We start from the raw sequence: 17974 nt of genomic DNA on the forward strand, positions 1-17974 counted from the left end.
TTGCAGTCACATAGTATTTACCAGGTGCTGTTACACTGATCGGATTCTGACCTGCTGCATTGCCCGTCCATGTGAACGTAGTATTAGCGGTAGTTGAAGATGCCGTCAGATTTACACTAGTAGTGTTACATGTCAGCACTGCCGGTGTAGCGATCGTCAGGGTCGGCTTACTGATATCCTGAACCACAGTCACACTATCAGTCTTAATACAACCATTCGAAGCAGTTGCAGTCACATAGTATTTACCCGGAGCTGTTACACTGATCGGGTTCTGACCTGCTGCCCTACCCGTCCATGTAAACGTAGTATTAGCAGTAGTAGAAGATGCCGTCAGATTTACACTAGTAGTATTACATGTCAGTACAGCAGGTGTAGCGATCGTCAGGTTCGGTTTGGAAATATCCTGAGTCACGGTCACGCTGTCTGTCTTAATACAACCATTCGCAGATGTAGCTGTCACATAGTATTTACCCGGCGCAGATACACTGATTGGATTTTGACCTGTCGCATTACCAGTCCAGGTGAACGTAGTATTTGCAGTAGTAGATGATGCCGTTAAGTTTACACTTGTTGTATTACAGGTCAACACAGCAGGCGTAGCTATAGTCAGGTTCGGTTTAGTAATATCCTGCGTAACAATTACACTGTCTCTGGTAGTACATCCATTCGCAGCAGTAGCAGTCACATAATATTTACCCGGCGCATTAACACTCACCGGATTCTGACCAGCACCAAATCCTGTCCATGTCAGCGTTGTATTCGCTGTTGAAGAAGCAGCCGTTAAGTTTACAGCCGTATTCGTACAAGTCAATACCCCCGGCTGTGTTACCGTCAGATTCGGCTTATCAATGCTTTGCAGTACCGTAACGGAAGCCGTGCTCGTACATCCATTTACAGGATTCCTCACAGTCAAAGTATACGTTCCCGCAACACTTACCCCCGGATTCTGCAGTGCAGAGGTAAAATTCCCGGGTCCGGACCAGCTATAGGTAACACCAGATGTAGCAGAGTTACCAGACAATACAACCGTCGGAGATACACAGGTCAGCGGACCGCTCACTTCCGCAGTTGCTCCAGGTGAGAAATTGTTCTGAACAACTGTCACCGTATCCTTCCCTGTACAACCAGTTGAGGAATTCGTAACAGTCAGTATATAATCACCTGGTGCCGTCACAGCAGGATTCTGCACAGAAGAAGTAAACCCTGACGGACCACTCCAGCTATAACTCACATCGCTCGTATTTGAACTACCCGACAATGTAACCGAAGGTCTCGCACAAGTCAGCGTATCGCGTACCGTGGCAGTAGCAGTCAGCGTCCCTGTAGGCGTACCCGTCACCTTCACATTATCTATATAATAGAACTCATCGGTACCTGTAGCCCTGGCTCTGATCACCAGCTGAAGGCTACTGCCGCTTAAACCTGCTACGGACACATAAGTATAAGTGGTTGAATGGCCATTGATGTCAGACTTCCGCTCAGCATACAATACCTCTGATCCACCATTCAATTTATAATAGAAACGAAGGTAATCAGCATAGACGCCTGATTCGTTCATCACAGCGCCACCAGTCACAGAACTTCTCGCATTAGCAGAGATACCAACACCGGCTTTACCACTGATGTCAATCACACCTGAAGTCCAAACACTTTCACCACCGGTACCCTGACCACTTATTTTGAACTCATTGTTAGCTACTGCAAAAGTACTACCGGAAGGCGTCTGTGTAGACCAAGCAGTGCTGCCGTTATCAACAGTAGTTCCATTACCCAGTGTAAAGTCTTCTAACCACAGGGTAGCAATGGTAGACCCCAAACTGGTTACAGTAACCGTAGCGGTATTCTTACAACCATTTACAGGATCTGTAACGGTCAGGGTATAAATACCCGCAACACTCACCACTGGATTCTGTAACGCAGACGTAAACCCATTAGGGCCAGTCCAGCTATAAGTTACATTGGCAGTTTCAGAGCTTGCAGATAAAGTCACAGTGGTAGCGCCACAACTCAGCGGACCACTTACACCAGCATTGGCAGTTGGTACCGCAGTATTGGCAATAACAGTCACGGTATCCTTCGCAGCACAACCTGTTGAAGCATTCGTAACCGTCAATATATAATCGCCGGCAGCTGTCGCCGCAGGATTCTGTGACGTAGAAGTAAACCCTGAAGGACCAGTCCAGCTATACCCAACCCCACTTGCATTCGAGCTACCGGTCAATGTAACCGAAGTCCTTGCACAGGTCAGCGTATCTTTTACAGTTGCAACTGCAGTAAGATCTCCCGTAGGCGTACCAGTCACCTTCACATTATCTACATAATAGAACTCATCGGTACCGGTTGCCCTGGCCCTGATCACCAGCTGAAGACTATTACCATTCAACCCTGCTACAGATACATAAGTATAAGTAGTGGAATGACCATTAATATCAGACTTACGCTCTGCATACAGCACCTCTGATCCGCCATTCAATTTATAATAGAAACGAAGGTAATCAGCATACACACCTGATTCATTCATCACAGCACCACTGGTTACGGAGCTTCTTGCATTAGCAGAGATACCTACACCCGTTTTACCACTGATGTCTATTACACCCGAGGTCCATACACTCTCACCACTGGTACCCTGACCACTTATTTTAAACTCATTATTAGATACAGAGAAAGTGCTACCGGAAGGAGTCTGCGTAGACCATGCCGTGCTGCCATTATCGGCAGTCGTTCCATTGCTCAGCGTAAAGTCCTCCAACCACAATGTAGCATTGGTAGATCCAAGGCTGGTCACCGTAGTAGTGGCTGTATTCTTACAACCATTCGCAGGGTCTGTAACGGTCAATGTATAGTTACCTGCAACGCTTACCACAGGATTCTGTAACGCAGACGTGAACCCATTAGGACCAGTCCAGCCATAAGTTGCACCTGCAGTTTCAGAACTGGCAGATAAGGTCACAGTGGAAGCAGCACAACTCAGCGGACCACTCACCCCGGCAGACGCAGTTGGTACCGCGGTATTTGCAATAACTGTCACGGTGTCTTTCGCCGTACAACCGCCTGAAGAACTTGTAACCGTCAATATATAATTACCGGCAGTTGTCACCGCAGGGTTCTGTACTGATGAAGTAAAGTTACCCGGACCACTCCAGGCATAACTAACGCCACTTGAATTTGAAGCGCCAGACAAATTCACAGAAGTGTTGGCACAGGTCAGCGTATCTGATACAGATGCAGTTGCCGTCAGACTACCGGAACTTGACTTATCGGCACCAGTCAGCTTCACGTTGTCGAAGTAATAACGCTCGGTACTATTCGAGTTCCTTGCCCGGATAATTACCTGGAGCGTATTACCGTTCAACGCAGCAGAAGCAATACTGATTCTTGCAGTACCACTGGTGCTCGTACCAATACCTGCGATATCATTATACACAAGCACTTCTGCCCCACCATTCAATTTATAATACACGCTGATATAATCGTCATCTTCAAACAGGTCATTGCTTCCCGGCGTTTCGCTTTTCAGATCCGCACTAATCACTACATCACTCTTACCGGAAATGTCAATCACACTGGAACTCCATTTCGCTTCCGCAGCGGCATCATATGTAACCTTAAACTCATTGCTCTGTACAGAAACAGTACCCGCGCCGGTGCTTTCCAGTGACCAAGCCGTACTGCCGTTATCTGCAGTAGTGCCATTCGCCAACGTGAAGTCTTCCAGCCAGAATGCAGCAGGAGCCGAAGAGGTACCTCCGGATACCTGTACAGTCGCTGAAGCAGTACATCCATTTCCAGCACTCTTCACCGTAACAGTATAAGTGCCTGCAACACTTACAGAAGGATTCTGTAATGTAGACGTAAACCCACCAGGACCAGTCCAGCTATAAGTTACACCCGCAGTCTGAGAACTGGCTGACAAGGTCACACTGGAAGCTGCGCAACCCAGCGGACCACTTACACCAGCTGATACAGTTGGCACTGTCGTATTTGAATTAACAGTCACAGTAGCGCTTGCAGTACAACCCGTTGATGGATCTGTAACGGTCAATGTATAAGTACCACCAACTGTCACTGCGGGGTTCTGTACGGATGAAGTAAAGCCATTCGGCCCACTCCAGCTGTAACTGGCCCCACTCGCATTTGAACTGCCCGACAAAGTCAGGGAAGTCCTGGTACAGGTAAGCGTATCTGCTACAGATGCGGTAGCGGTCAGGCTGCCTGAACTGGCCTTATCAGCGCCTGTCAGTTTCACGTTATCAAAGTAGTACCGTTCGGTATTACTCGAATTCCTTGCCCTGATGATCACCTGTAAGGTGCTGCCATTCAAAGCCGCTGAAGCAATGCTGATCCTGGCTGTACCACTGGTACTTGTGCCAATACCCGCTGCATCATTATATACCTGCACTTCGGCGCCACCATTCAGTTTATAAAATACCCTGATATAGTCATCATCTTCAAACAAATCACTGCTGCCCGGCGTCTCACTACGCAGGTCCGCAGATATCACTACATCACTCTTACCGGAAATATCGATCACACCTGAACTCCATTTCGCTTCCGCCGCCGCATCATAAGTAACTTTAAATTCATTGCTCTGTACAGAAACAGTACCCGCACCGGTACTTTCCAGGCTCCAGGCAGTACTGCCATTATCAACAGTAGTGCCATTCGCCAAAGTAAAATCCTCCAGCCAGAAAGCAGCAGGAGCAGATGTTCCGGTAGACACCTGTGCAGATGCAGACGCGGTACATCCATTGGCAGGATTCCTGACTGTAACAGTATAAGTACCAGTAGCACTCACAGAAGGATTCTTGGAAGTACTGGTAAAATTATTAGGCCCCGTCCAGCTATATGAAGCATTGGCCACCGAAGAACTTGCATTCAATGTTACACTCGTCATACACGCCAATGCGCCGCCTGTTGCAGTAACATCCGGCACCGCTTTGTTCTCTGTCACTGTTACTGGTGCTGATACGGTACATCCTGAAGCCAGTGTAGCAGTGACAACATATTCCCCACCCGCACTTACCGTAGGATTCTGTGCAGTCGACGTAAAGCCATTAGGCCCCGTCCAGGAATATGAGGAAACAGTACCACTTGGCGTTACCGTAATCTGTGCATTGCTGGTACAGGTAACAGGACCGCTGACAGCCGTCGTTAATGTTAACGCAGGATCTACAGCCGTTACCTTTACATTATCAAAATAGTAGAACTCATCAGAACCGGATGCCCGGGCCCTGACAACGATCTGAAGACTGGAACCACTTAAACCAGCTATACTCACAGTCGAATTAGTGGTACTATGACTATTGATCGCTGCTTTCTTTTCAGCGAACAACACTTCCGAACCACCATTTAACTTATAATAGAACCTGATATAATCCAGGTACGTGCCCGTCTCATTCATCACACCGCTACCACTGACTGCACTCCTGGTATTGAGAGATATACTTACATTCGTCTTACCGGTAATGTTGATGGAACCCGATGTCCATACGCCTTCACCACTGGTACCGATACCGCTGATTTTAAATTCATTGCTGGCTACAGAAAAAGTACTGCCTGAAGTAGTGGTAACCGACCATGCAGTCGCGCCATTATCAACACTGGTACCGTTGGATAGTGTAAAGTCCTCTACCCATGTATTTGTAACTGTGGCGGTACCTGCATTCACCGTTACCGACTTCGAGTTCACACATCCATTAGCAGGGTTCCTTACAGTAACAGTATACGTACCTGCTGTACTGACCGTGGGATTCTGTGTTGTACTGGTATAGCCACCAGGGCCTGTCCAGCTGTACTGGGCATTGCTCACTGAAGATGTGGCATTCAACGTAACACTGCTACCACAGGCTAATGTGCCGCCCGTTGCAGACAGGTCAGGCACAGCTTTATTTTCAGTAACCGTAACGGTAGCAGAAGCGGAACCAGATGAATTGGTTCCTGTAACAGTGTAAGTACCTGCAGTACTCACTACAGGATTCTGCGATGTAGAAGTAAAATTGTTGGGTCCCGTCCAGCTGTAAGTAACGTTCGACGCAGTAGACCCGGCAGATAAAGTAAGAGACGGATTTGTACATGTCAATACACCACCATTACCAGCGCTTACTGTAATAGGTATGGTACCTGCACAAGGGCCCTTTTCTTTAAATACCCTGTACTCTTCAATATAATACTTGGAAGTCTGGGAACCTCCGTTATTATAGTTGTAGATCTTTACGACCAGCTGTACAGTGCTGCCGTTTAATAAAGGAGATGTAAAATCAATCGTACCGAAATTTCCGGTACGCTGATCAAGTAATATCTCACTCCCGCCGTTTATCTTGTAATAGATCTTCACATACTCTGAACTGTTCATATCTCCTTCTGATGAGACCTTCACTGCTACCTGCCAATCGGTAAACCCGGTGGTAGAAAACACTTTGGAATACCAGATCCCCTCTCCCCCCAGTTCCTGCGCATGTAAGCGATTTGATTTAACGGCAAAATAGCCCGTGCTGGCTACCCTTGAAGCATCAAGGTACCAGCCCGTTGCGGAATTGTCGGCAGTCGTTCCATCTGAAAGAGGAAACCTTGCCGTCACAATCGGGCATTCGGGAGTGGCCCATACAGGACCACCGATAAGTAATGATAAGAGAAGGCCTAGCCGCATAATATGCGCGCGCGCCATAATAGGTAGAGTTTTCACTATAGGCTCTGTTTTTTTTAATTCAAGGGTATAGGTATTTATTACAGGTTTAAATAACTGTTTGGTTCACATGCTACAATTCCATACAAATGTTACTGTTGTACCATTCAACTGCTGCTCTGCATCAAATGTCACTGTGTAATGGAGTGGATCTCTGGTCGCGACACGCGACGGTTTTCTCTCTAGAAACGGTGCTTCCCTAAGGTCAAGGTCACTGTACTCAGTAATGCGGTTCTCACTACTGTTCTCTCTTAGAAACGGTGTCTCTTAATAAGCTTCAATGTCACTCTACTAATGGTTATATTCTCTAAACGTTACTCTAAATACTCTTCTAAATACTACTCTAAACGCTACTGTTCTCTCTTAAAAACCAGGTGTCTTTTAATCTATTTCGGATGTAATATTAAACAATAATACTATAACAAGTATACATAAATGTCACGGTAACATTTATTTTCTTTTGTCTGAAATGCACAATTGCAGTAGTTTTTTAAGTGTATTATTTCATTAATTAGTTGATTGGCAACATAAGCGAACATGAGTAATCTGTAAGTATACTCTTTCTCACAACTGTAAAAAAAAGTCGCCCATAGAGAAAAAATACTGAATACCGTAATAGACAATCTGCTTAAAATGCAAAAAAGCTGCATCAAAAGTAACCTGATACACACACAAGCCTCGTTTCGCTTAAAAAGCTAGCCGCATGAACGATGACAGGATCGCGCAAGTAGCACGCGGTTTCAGATGGGAATGTCGGGCCTTCGGCTCTCCGGCAACACGACCGATGCTGTCCAATCCTTATTCAAACCTCTATTCGCTTGATAACGCCCCATAGCATTCCAAACAGGAGAGGCGCCGACCGACATCCCATACTGAAACCGAAGCTACTTAGCGGAAACTAATACTACTTAGTATAAATGAAAAGAGGCTATATCAAAAGATATAACCTCTTTGGTTTCCCAACAACACATATATGAGCTCCCTGAAATATTACGATTTAGATCAGGTTAGTCTCCACCTTTATATTTCCATGAATAGCCTTTGAATACGGACATGTCTGATGTGCCGCCACTAAAAGAGCTTTCGCCACTTCTGTATCCACACCCGGCAAATGCACATTAAGACGCGCCTGCAGAAAATAAGCAACACCTGCTAATCCAAGATCTACCTCTGCATCAACATAGAAGTCAGCCGGTAATGTCACTTTCGCTTTTGCTGCAGCAATACCTATCGCTCCCATGAAACAGGCCGACCATCCTGCTGCAAACAGCTGCTCGGGATTCGTACCCGGATCTGTGCTTCCCGGAGAAGACAACCTGATATCCAGACGGCCATCTGAACTGCTTGACTTGCCTTCCCTTCCTCCTGTTGTATGTGTCTTACCTGTATATAATACCTTGTCAATTTTGGGAGTACTGATTACTCCGTTGTTTGTGTTTTCCATGATCTGTTTATGTTTAACTTTTATTTATACTTGTTTAATTAAAACTCGTTTCTACCTGCTGCTATGATCCTGCCATCTGCATTACGCTGTACAAAACCAACCAACTCAAAATCATTCTCATTAAAGTTTGCCGGCAACTTCATCTCCACTTCTTTACTACTGTTCGCATCAATCACAGCCAGCTGTCGTACAATCTGTACATGCGATAACTTCCTGCCTGAATTCTCACCTGCCTTTACATCGCTGTGTGCCACTTTCTCCACCAGGGTAAGTACCAGTGATGCATCCTTTCCCACATCAGACACCTGGTGTCCTATATATAATTTACCCTGTTCGATCCTTGCACTCAAACCTACACTGGCAGCAGACTGCTCTTCCAGGCCATTTGAGATCGCTTTCACAATCGCCCCTGCATTGGAACCTACAAATTCATTTTCCCCGTTGATAACCACCTGGGGCGTATAAACAGTGGAGAGCCCCATCCAGTTAGCATATTGTTGCTGCCTTTCTGAATATTTATGATCGCTGAAGCGGTCTCTCCAACCCTGATGGTCCCAGTAATCGACATGGAAGGCCAGGATATAGATCTGCTTGTTCTGGTTGTCCTGCTGGATACGTTCCAACAATGCATCTGCCGGCGGACAACTGGAGCATCCTTCCGAAGTGAACAACTCCACAACAGCGAATCCCTTGCTGTCCTTTGCTTTCTGTACGTCTTTCATCATTCTTTCATTTGATACGCTTACGAATGCGGCCATTCCTATAAGCAGGCCGACTAAAACGGAACTGATAATTAATATGTTAACTGGTCTCATGTGTTTTAATTGAATCGTTGAATAATTATCGATCACAGTACAAATGGACAACTATTCCGGAACAACACATAGTGCTATGGCGCCTGTCAGGCAAATCAGGGGGCGAACCGGACATCCGGGGCCGCCAATATCCAGGGGCTGGTCTGTTCTAACCAAATTGATAATGGCTTCTCAAAATGAGAGGGTTTTAGGAACGCTTTCCGGCTGGCATGCAACTACCCCGGAATTGTAGTCATTCTCCTGTAGCGGCTTTCCGGCAATACGAGCCTTGTATGCCAGGAGCAGGCATGCCATTCGCCTTTACTTCCCTGTAAATCGTTTTTTATGAACCAATATGAAGCCGCCGCTCAGATAGCGGATGAAATACCAGAAATACAAAAAGAAATAGTATGTGCACCTGTTTTTGGCAGCGCATACCTCTCTGTAAAGGTATTGGCTAACTATACCGCCAGGATGTTGCAACAGCATCAGCTCCGCCAGGTACAACGTTGTATGACGCTTGCAGAAAAGATCTACAACCGAGGTAACCGGCTAATGAAAACCGCCATCGAAAATGTTTTCATCTTTTCATTCTCCGGTCTCAGAATGTCCTGTAGTCGACAGGAATGGCTGGAAATACAGCGGCTAATGCCGGCTATGCTCTTTTCCCTCTACATCCAGCAGGTACTGAAGCCGGGCGTATAATCTATCATCTAAAAAAACACTGCATATGCTTATCGCACTTTATCTGCTCATTATGCTTGTCTGCTTTTATCTCTTTTATAAATCAATAGATTTCTTCGAAAACATATAACTGAATATTTATGATGACAATACTCTTAATCATATCCATCCTCGTATTCATTTACCTGGTGTATGTTCTCCTGAAACCTGAAAAATTCTGATCTCAAACCGATTACTAATGAACAGCGAAATGACAGGTGTTATCCTCACCTTTATCATAACACTGGTGATAGCGTTCCCACTAGGTAAATACATAGCTAAAGTATTCCAGGGCGAACGCACCTTCACCGACTTCCTGAATCCTGTGGAACGTTTTATCTACCGCATCTGCGGGATAGATCCTCATAAAGAGATGAACTGGAAGCAACACATGGCGGCCTTGTTATCTATCAACCTGGTATGGTTGATCTATGCCTTCTTCATCCTGTTGTTCCAGTCGCATCTGCCACTCAATCCGGACGGTAACCCGGATATGACGCCCGACCTGGCCTTCAACACAGCCATCAGTTTCCTGGTGAACTGTAACCTGCAGCACTATTCAGGCGAATCCGGGCTTACCTATTTCTCTCAGCTCTTTGTCATCACCTTCCTGCAATTCGTATCTGCTGCCACCGGCGTAGCCGCAGTAGCAGTACTGTTCAAAGCCTTTGCGGAAAAGACAACGGAGAAACTGGGCAACTTCTTCGTATTCTTCACCAAAACGATCACCCGTATATTGCTCCCCCTGAGCATTATTATGGCCATCATACTGGTGTTCAATGGCACCCCTGCCAGCTTTGACGGAAAAGACAGTATCGTTACCGTTCAGGGCGATTCAGTACAGGTGTCCAGAGGTCCTGCTGCCGGTATGATCGCTATTAAACACCTTGGTACCAACGGTGGTGGATGGTATGGCGCCAACTCCGCCCACCCGCTGGAAAATCCAAACTACTTTACCAACACGGTGGAAATCGTCGCACAGGTGATCCTGCCAATGGCGCTGATCTTTGCTTTCGGTTTCTTTATCCGCAGAAGAAAACTCGGTTATGTCATCTTTGGCGTAATGACCGCAGGTATGCTGACACTGATGATACCTAACCTTATCTCCGAAATAAGCGGCAACCCGGTACTGGGTCACATGGGGTTGAAAGACATCACCGCCATGGAAGGTAAGGAAGTACGCATAGGTGTACCTGCCTCCGCTTACTGGCAGGTAATGACCACCATTATTTCTACAGGATCTGTCAACTCTATGCACGATAGCTCCATGCCTTTATCAGGCGCTATGCAGATGTTAGGTATGATGACCAACTGTTTCTATGGTGGTAAGGGTGTAGGCCTGCTGAACTACTTTATCTTCCTCATCATCGCGGTATTCATCTCCGGACTGATGGTAGGACGTACCCCCGAATTCATGGGACGTAAAGTAGAGGCCAGGGAAATGAAGATCGCCGCTATCATCGCACTCTTCCATCCATTCCTGGTGCTGGTAGGCACTGCCCTGTCAGCCTACTTTGCGGCGCATCATCCGCAGATAGCCTGGTCAGTACAGCCTTCCGCATGGCTCAACAATCCCTCCAATCACGGATTCTCAGAAATGCTTTATGAGTATACATCTTCCTCTGCCAACAACGGTTCCGGCTTTGAAGGTTTGGCAGACAACAATATCTTCTGGAATATCAGCACCGGTATAGTGATGATACTCGGCCGCTTTATTCCTATCATTGGCCCGGTAGCCATCGCTGGTATCCTGGCTAAGAAGAAATATATCCCTGAATCCGCAGGTACATTGCAGACAGATACCGCCACATTTGGTATCATGACCTACGCTGTGATCATGATCGTCGCAGCACTGGCCTTCTTCCCTGCACTGACACTCGGACCTATAGCAGAATATTTCCAATCCTTCTGATAAAAACCTATTGTTACTATCCTACATCTAAATCGTCTGGTTATTATCCTATGACGACCTTGTTCGCAAAACTTGAATTATATGTCTGAACAAAATCATAATAAATTGCTTGAACCGGCATTGGTGAGCGGTGCTTTAAAGCAGGCCTTTGTCAAACTCTCACCAAAGATCATGTTCCGCAACCCGGTGATGTTCACCGTGGAAATCGGTACAGCTATCATGCTGGTGGTTACACTGTATACTATTATCACCGGAGATAAATCACAGGGTTCCTTCGGATACAACCTCGCTGTGTTTATCATCCTGCTGCTGACCCTTCTCTTTGCCAATTTCGCCGAAGCGATCGCAGAAGCAAGAGGTAAAGCACAGGCCGAAAGTCTTCGTAAAACAAGGGAAGAAACACCTGCCAGGAAGGTGGTACCAATTGGCGATATCTATACCAACGAGATTAAGATCGTGCCCTCTTCACAGTTACGTAAAGGTGACTTCTTTATCTGCGAAGCAGGCGATATGATACCCATGGACGGTGAGATTGTCCAGGGTCTGGCTACTATCGACGAATCAGCCATTACCGGTGAATCTGCTCCCGTGATCCGTGAATCCGGTGGTGATAAATCATCTGTAACAGGTGGTACCAAAGTATTGAGCGACAGGATCAAGGTACGCGTAACCACCGATCCTGGTGAAAGCTTCCTCGATAAAATGATCGCACTGGTAGAAGGCGCCAGTCGCCAGAAGACGCCTAACGAAATTGCCCTCACCATCCTCCTGGCAAGCTTTACGCTGGTCTTCACCATCGTTTGTGTAACCTTAAAGCCCTTCGGTGATTTTGCCAATACGCCTATCACCATTGCGGCTTTCGTTTCCCTGTTTGTCTGCCTGATACCTACAACGATCGGAGGCTTACTCAGTGCAATCGGTATCGCGGGCATGGACCGTGCACTGAGAGCGAACGTCATCACTAAAAGCGGTAAAGCAGTGGAAACTGCGGGCGACCTCGATACCCTCCTGCTCGACAAAACCGGTACCATCACTATCGGTAACCGTAAAGCCACTCACTTCTGGCCTGCCTATGGTGTCGGCAAGAAAGAGTTCATCGAAGCCTGTGCTATGGCCTCTATGGCAGATGAAACACCTGAAGGTAAGTCTATCATAGAACTGGCTGCCGAAAAAAGCGTAAAGGTGCCTCAGCTGGCCAGCGAAGAAGCCACCTTTATTGAGTTCACTGCAGAAACACGTAGCAGCGGATTGAACCTCAACGGCCTCCGTATCCGTAAAGGCGCTTATGATGCGATACGTCATATCGTACTGAAAGCTGGTCATCCATTCCCCGCCGAAACAGAAGAGAAAGTAAAAGAGATCTCTTCCAATGGTGGTACGCCACTGGTAGTAAGCCGCAATGAAGCTGTGATCGGTGTGATCGAACTGCAGGACATTATCAAACCCGGTATACGCGAACGTTTTGAACGCCTGCGCAGAATGGGTGTGAAGACCGTAATGGTAACAGGTGATAACCCACTCACTGCAAAATATATCGCTGAAAAGGCAGGCGTGGACGACTTCATCGCTGAAGCCAAACCTGAAGATAAAATGATCTATATCCGTAAGGAACAGGAAGGCGGTAAACTGGTAGCCATGATGGGCGACGGTACCAACGACGCTCCTGCGCTGGCACAGGCTGACGTAGGTGTGGCCATGAACAGCGGTACCCAGGCAGCAAAAGAAGCAGGCAACATGGTGGACCTTGATAACGACCCGACTAAACTGATTGAGATCGTGGAAATCGGCAAACAGTTACTGATGACACGTGGTACACTCACTACCTTCTCCATCGCAAACGACGTGGCAAAGTATTTTGCCATCGTACCAGCACTTTTTGTAACCGCTATTCCGGCCTTGCAGGGGCTCAACATTATGCACCTCGCGTCTCCGGAGAGCGCTATTCTCTCTGCCGTGATCTTCAATGCACTGATCATTCCTGCATTGATCCCGCTGGCACTCAAAGGCGTTGCCTACAAACCGATCGGCGCCAGCGCCCTGTTGCGCAGGAACCTGCTGATCTACGGCTTTGGTGGCGTTATCATTCCTTTCATCGGTATCAAGATCATCGATCTCTTCCTGACCCTTTTCATGTAATTACTGATCAAACAAAAACAAAATGAAAAAGTATATATGGCCTTCAATAAAGCTGACCCTCTTCATGGTACTGGTGTTAGCTGTCCTCTACCCTTCGCTGATCGCAGCGGTATCTAAAGTTGCACCAGGACAGGGAAAAGGTAAAACAGTCGCTGTGAACGGTAAAGTGGTAGGTTATGAAAATGTAGGTCAGCGTTTTACAGAAGATAAATACTTCAATGGCCGCCCATCTGCCGTTAACTATAACGCCGCCGGTTCCGGAGGCTCCAACAAAGCAGCTTCCAACACGGACTACCAGAAAACCGTACAGGAACGTATTGATACGTTCCTTGCACACAATCCGGGTGTAAAGAAAGAAGACATCCCTGCGGAACTGGTAACGGCTTCCGGTAGTGGCCTGGATCCCGACATCTCTCCTGCTGCCGCCCTGATACAGGTAAAACGTGTGGCAGCAGTACGTCATCTGTCCGAAACAAAGCTGATGACACTGGTGTCTGATCATACAGAACGTCCGCTGATGGGTATTGCCGGACCTTCAAAAGTGAACGTGCTCAAACTCAATTTAGCCCTGGACACATTAAAATAAAACTATCCGAAATGGACAACGACAGAGTGATCGTCAGAAAGGCGGTGCTTTCAGATTGTAAATACGCTGCAACCATCACTGCAGAAATGGAGGCATCCGCCAAAGCTAGAGGTACCGGTATCAGCAAACGTTCCGTTACCGCTATCATGAAAAAGATAAGAGAAGGGAAAGCAGTCATCGCGCTGACTGTAAACAAGATCTGGGTAGGTTTCTCTTATATTGAATCCTGGAGTAACGGAGAATTTGTTTCCAACTCGGGAATGATCGTCAATCCGCTGTTCCGCGGACAAGGCGTCGCTTCCCGTATCAAGAAAAGGGTCTTCCGGTTATCAAGGGAAAAATATCCTGCAGCAAAATTATTCAGCATTACAAGTGGACTGGCTATTATGCGCATGAACAGTAAACTAGGCTTTTTACCAGTCACCTTTAATGAAATAACCAGGGACCCGGAATTCTGGAAGGGATGCAGGAGTTGTGTTAACTTTAATATCCTGCAGAAGAAAGGGTGCCGGCACTGTCTCTGTACGGCGATGCTTTATACGCCTCCCGCGGTACAAAGACACGAAGAAAGGGAAGCACAGCTCTTAGCTGCTGCCTACTGATCTCTCCTAACCTGATTCACCTCACTCTTTCCGTACTAAGCTGCGGGCGCTTCTCCGGCGGAGAAGACCTGCCTGGGTTTAGACGGAGAGTGAGTTTTTGAACATTAAGCCTATGAGCGAAAAAGAAACTAACGCGCAACACTTCCTCGACCTGATCCGTCAGTCCAGGAGAGGAAAGTTCAAAATATACATCGGTATGAGTGCCGGTGTAGGTAAGACCTACCGCATGCTACAGGAAGCCAGGACCTTGCTGCGCAATGGCGTGGATATCAGGATCGCCTACATAGAAACCCATAACCGGGCAGAGACACATGCCCTGCTGGAAGGCCTGCCCATTATCCCCCGCAGGGAACTGTTCTACAAAGGCAAGGCCCTCGAAGAACTGGACATGCAGGCGGTGTTAAACCTTCATCCGGAAGTGGTGGTTATCGACGAACTGGCCCACACCAACATTGAAGGCAGCAAGAATGAAAAACGCTGGCAGGACGTCATGGAAATACTGGAAGCAGGCATTAACGTCATCAGTGCAGTCAATATCCAGCATATAGAAGGCCTGCAGGACGAAGTAAAATCCATCACCGGCGTGGATGTGGCAGAACGTATTCCCGACATCGTACTGCAACAGGCAGATGAAGTCGTAAACATCGACCTTACCGCAGATGAACTGATCACCCGTCTGAAAGAAGGGAAGATCTATACGCCCGATAAGATCGCCATCGCCATCAGGAACTTCTTTCAGCCGGAAAGGATCCTCCAGTTAAGGGAACTGGCGCTGAAAGAAGTAGCTACCCAGGTAGAACGTAAAATAGATTCATCACTGCCGGGAACTGCCCAGGCAAGAAACGAGCGCTTCCTGGCTTGTATCAGCAGCAATCACCTGATCGCAAAGAAGGTGATCCGGAAAACAGCCAGGCTCTCTAAGTATTATCAGTCGAAATGGTATGTACTTTATGTACAGACGCCAAAAGAAGATGGCGACAGGATCGGACTGGCAGCCCAGCGGCATCTGATCAACAACTTCAAACTGGTGATGGAACTGGGTGGAGAAGTGATAAAAGTAAAAAGTACTAATATTGCTAAGAGTATCATGCAGACTGCCGAAGAAAAAAAGATCACAACGATCTGTATCGGTAAGCCACATCTCAATGTAATGGGTATGCTGATGAATACAGCCGTATTCTCACAACTGCTGGGCAAGTTGTCTGAATCGGATATTGACATTATAATTCTCTCGTAAACATGCGCCTGAAAACGAAACTAAGTATAGGCATTGGATTTTTATTTATTGCCATTCTCATCTCCGGTATCATTGGGATCTTCTCCATATACCAGCTGAAGAATGACGCCCGCCTTATCCTCGAGGATAACTACGAAACATTGGTGTACAGCAATACAATGCTTACATTAATGGATCGCGTGCCCTTTGATTCTACGGTATTCCCGGAGTTTGAAAGCAATCTCGCGAAACAGGAAGCCAATATCACAGAACCGGGCGAAGGACGTGCTACTGTTGCCGTCAGGAGTACATTCGAACAGCTGAAACATGATCCGGACAACGACTCCCTGCAGACTATCATCCGCCGTGAGATCTACAAGATCAATACCGCCAACCAGGAAGCCATCCAGCGGAAGAATGCCGTAGCTGAAAATAACGCCAGGCGTTTCAGCAACTACACCATGTTCATCTTTGGCTTTCTTGCCCTCATTGCATTCACACTGGCGGTCAATTTCCCAGGCATCATCAGTGAGCCGGTAAAGACGCTTTCTGAAGGTATTAAGGCCATCGTGAATAAGGATTACTCCAAACGCATTCGCATCTCACAGCATGATGAATTCGGGGAACTCGCACAGGCCTTTAACAGCATGGCAGAAAAGCTGGATGAGTATGAGCATAGTAACCTTGCTAAGATCAAATTCGAAAAGAGCCGTATCGATACTATTATCAACCAGATGAATGATGGTATTATCGGTCTTGACGAGAATAGGAATCTCCTCTTCTTAAATAAGGTAGCGGAGAAGCTGCTCGGCCTGCAGGAAGCAGAGATAAGGGGGAATTACGCCCCCGATGTTGCGCTTCACAATGACCTCATGCGCAATTTGCTGAAGCAGGATAGTCCTAATAAAGAGCTCAAGATCTACGCCGACGGAAAAGAAAGCTATTTTCACCTGGACATCCTCAACGTAACGAACATCGATAAGATCATTGGTCAGGTGATCGTACTGCGTAATATCACGCCTTTCCATGAACTCAATGAAGCAAAGACGAACTTCATCGCTACCATCTCCCATGAGCTAAAAACACCTATTGCCTCTATTAAAATGAGCGCTCAGCTGCTCACAGACGCTCGCATTGGTAACGTGAACAGGGAGCAGGAAGAACTGGTGAAAAGTATTACTGACGATGCTGACCGCCTGCTCAAGATCACCAGTGAACTGCTCAACATGAGCCAGGTGGAGACAGGACATATACAATTGAAGATCGAGCCGGTATCACCGGATATTATCATCGATAACGCCACCAATACCGTCAGCGCATTGGCGCAGCAGAAGAATATCGCCATTCGCATCAATAAACACACGAACGGCAATAAGATAATGACTGATCCGGAGAAAACAGCCTGGGTATTGACCAACTTCCTGACCAATGCCGTGAAATACTCTCCCGAAGATGCTGAGATCGAGCTGACCACTTCCCTCAAAGACAATAACATCGAATTCACTGTCTGCGATCACGGAAGAGGGATTGAAGAGAAATATCTCTCCCGCATCTTCGACCGCTATTTTAAAGTGCCGGGTACCCCGGAAAAGGTAGGTACGGGACTGGGATTATCCATCTCCCGGGAATTCATAGAAGCACAAGGTGGGAAGATCTGGGTTGACAGTACACTCGGGGAAGGAAGTACCTTTGGTTTCAGTCTGCCGGTGCATCATGCATGATCATCACATGTACGGCCTGCACCTACAGCCATCTAAGCGCCGGCAGGCATGACAACCCTACCGCGATCCCAACAAAACACCAATACAACCCCGCTAGGGGTTGCCGTGTTTGTAGCCCGGGGTGACAACCGGGACCCGCGATCCCAACAAAACAC

11 protein-coding genes are annotated in these 17974 nt (G+C 47.1%); 8 read left to right on the forward strand and 3 right to left on the reverse strand.

Annotated features, from left to right (window positions below):
* The 3 genes from BLR32_RS29835 to BLR32_RS29845 form a co-directional block, all read right to left on the reverse strand.
* A partial coding sequence (locus BLR32_RS29835) for a hypothetical protein (protein ID WP_143011644.1) occupies nt 1-6667 on the reverse strand: 6667 nt, incomplete at its 3' end.
* 1015 nt (nt 6668-7682) lie between these two features.
* Nucleotides 7683-8129, reverse strand: a complete 447-nt coding sequence (locus tag BLR32_RS29840) for an Ohr family peroxiredoxin (protein WP_089837628.1) — start codon at nt 8127-8129, stop codon at nt 7683-7685.
* A 38-nt stretch (nt 8130-8167) separates the two neighbouring features.
* On the reverse strand, nt 8168-8944 hold the full coding sequence (locus tag BLR32_RS29845; RefSeq protein ID WP_089837630.1) for a DUF1223 domain-containing protein: 777 nt from the start codon (nt 8942-8944) through the stop codon (nt 8168-8170).
* 324 nt (nt 8945-9268) lie between these two features.
* On the opposite strand from BLR32_RS29845, the gene BLR32_RS29850 reads away from it, so the two are divergent.
* The 8 genes from BLR32_RS29850 (at nt 9269) to BLR32_RS29885 (ending at nt 17819) form a co-directional block, all read left to right on the forward strand.
* The gene (locus BLR32_RS29850; protein ID WP_089837632.1) at nt 9269-9628 is read left to right on the forward strand and encodes a DUF7674 family protein; all 360 of its coding nucleotides are present in this window, start codon (nt 9269-9271) and stop codon (nt 9626-9628) included.
* A 122-nt stretch (nt 9629-9750) separates the two neighbouring features.
* The gene (gene kdpF, locus BLR32_RS34675; RefSeq protein WP_223233285.1) at nt 9751-9828 is read left to right on the forward strand and encodes a K(+)-transporting ATPase subunit F; all 78 of its coding nucleotides are present in this window, start codon (nt 9751-9753) and stop codon (nt 9826-9828) included.
* Between the two features lie 17 nt (nt 9829-9845).
* Nucleotides 9846-11558, forward strand: coding sequence for a potassium-transporting ATPase subunit KdpA (gene kdpA, locus BLR32_RS29860; RefSeq protein ID WP_089837635.1), 1713 nt, complete (start codon nt 9846-9848; stop codon nt 11556-11558).
* An 81-nt stretch (nt 11559-11639) separates the two neighbouring features.
* The gene (gene kdpB / locus BLR32_RS29865) at nt 11640-13694 is read left to right on the forward strand and encodes a potassium-transporting ATPase subunit KdpB (RefSeq protein WP_089837637.1); all 2055 of its coding nucleotides are present in this window, start codon (nt 11640-11642) and stop codon (nt 13692-13694) included.
* Between the two features lie 22 nt (nt 13695-13716).
* On the forward strand, nt 13717-14280 hold the full coding sequence (locus tag BLR32_RS29870) for a K(+)-transporting ATPase subunit C (RefSeq protein ID WP_089837639.1): 564 nt from the start codon (nt 13717-13719) through the stop codon (nt 14278-14280).
* 11 nt (nt 14281-14291) lie between these two features.
* On the forward strand, nt 14292-14882 hold the full coding sequence (locus tag BLR32_RS29875) for an N-acetyltransferase (RefSeq protein ID WP_089837640.1): 591 nt from the start codon (nt 14292-14294) through the stop codon (nt 14880-14882).
* A 112-nt stretch (nt 14883-14994) separates the two neighbouring features.
* Nucleotides 14995-16119: a sensor protein KdpD gene (locus BLR32_RS29880; protein ID WP_089837642.1), complete on the forward strand. Its 1125-nt coding sequence runs from the start codon at nt 14995-14997 to the stop codon at nt 16117-16119.
* A gap of 2 nt (nt 16120-16121) precedes the next feature.
* Nucleotides 16122-17819 carry a HAMP domain-containing sensor histidine kinase gene (locus BLR32_RS29885; protein ID WP_089837644.1) on the forward strand — a complete coding sequence of 566 codons (1698 nt, stop codon included), beginning with the start codon at nt 16122-16124 and terminating at the stop codon, nt 17817-17819.
* The last annotated feature ends 155 nt before the right edge of the window (nt 17820-17974 follow it).

Origin of the sequence: Chitinophaga filiformis (assembly GCF_900102545.1) — a bacterium.
Lineage (GTDB): Bacteria > Bacteroidota > Bacteroidia > Chitinophagales > Chitinophagaceae > Chitinophaga > Chitinophaga filiformis.

Excerpts from the sequence above, each read along its gene's own strand:
- BLR32_RS29845 (WP_089837630.1), bottom strand. The coding sequence starts at position 8,944 with ATGAGACCAGTTAACATATTAATTATCAGTTCCGTTTTAGTCGGCCTG.
- BLR32_RS29880 (WP_089837642.1), top strand. The coding sequence starts at position 14,995 with ATGAGCGAAAAAGAAACTAACGCGCAACACTTCCTCGACCTGATCCGT.
- BLR32_RS29870 (WP_089837639.1), top strand. The coding sequence starts at position 13,717 with ATGAAAAAGTATATATGGCCTTCAATAAAGCTGACCCTCTTCATGGTA.
- kdpF (WP_223233285.1), top strand. The coding sequence starts at position 9,751 with ATGACAATACTCTTAATCATATCCATCCTCGTATTCATTTACCTGGTG.
- BLR32_RS29885 (WP_089837644.1), top strand. The coding sequence starts at position 16,122 with ATGCGCCTGAAAACGAAACTAAGTATAGGCATTGGATTTTTATTTATT.
- kdpB (WP_089837637.1), top strand. The coding sequence starts at position 11,640 with ATGTCTGAACAAAATCATAATAAATTGCTTGAACCGGCATTGGTGAGC.
- kdpA (WP_089837635.1), top strand. The coding sequence starts at position 9,846 with ATGAACAGCGAAATGACAGGTGTTATCCTCACCTTTATCATAACACTG.
- BLR32_RS29850 (WP_089837632.1), top strand. The coding sequence starts at position 9,269 with ATGAACCAATATGAAGCCGCCGCTCAGATAGCGGATGAAATACCAGAA.
- BLR32_RS29840 (WP_089837628.1), bottom strand. The coding sequence starts at position 8,129 with ATGGAAAACACAAACAACGGAGTAATCAGTACTCCCAAAATTGACAAG.
- BLR32_RS29875 (WP_089837640.1), top strand. The coding sequence starts at position 14,292 with ATGGACAACGACAGAGTGATCGTCAGAAAGGCGGTGCTTTCAGATTGT.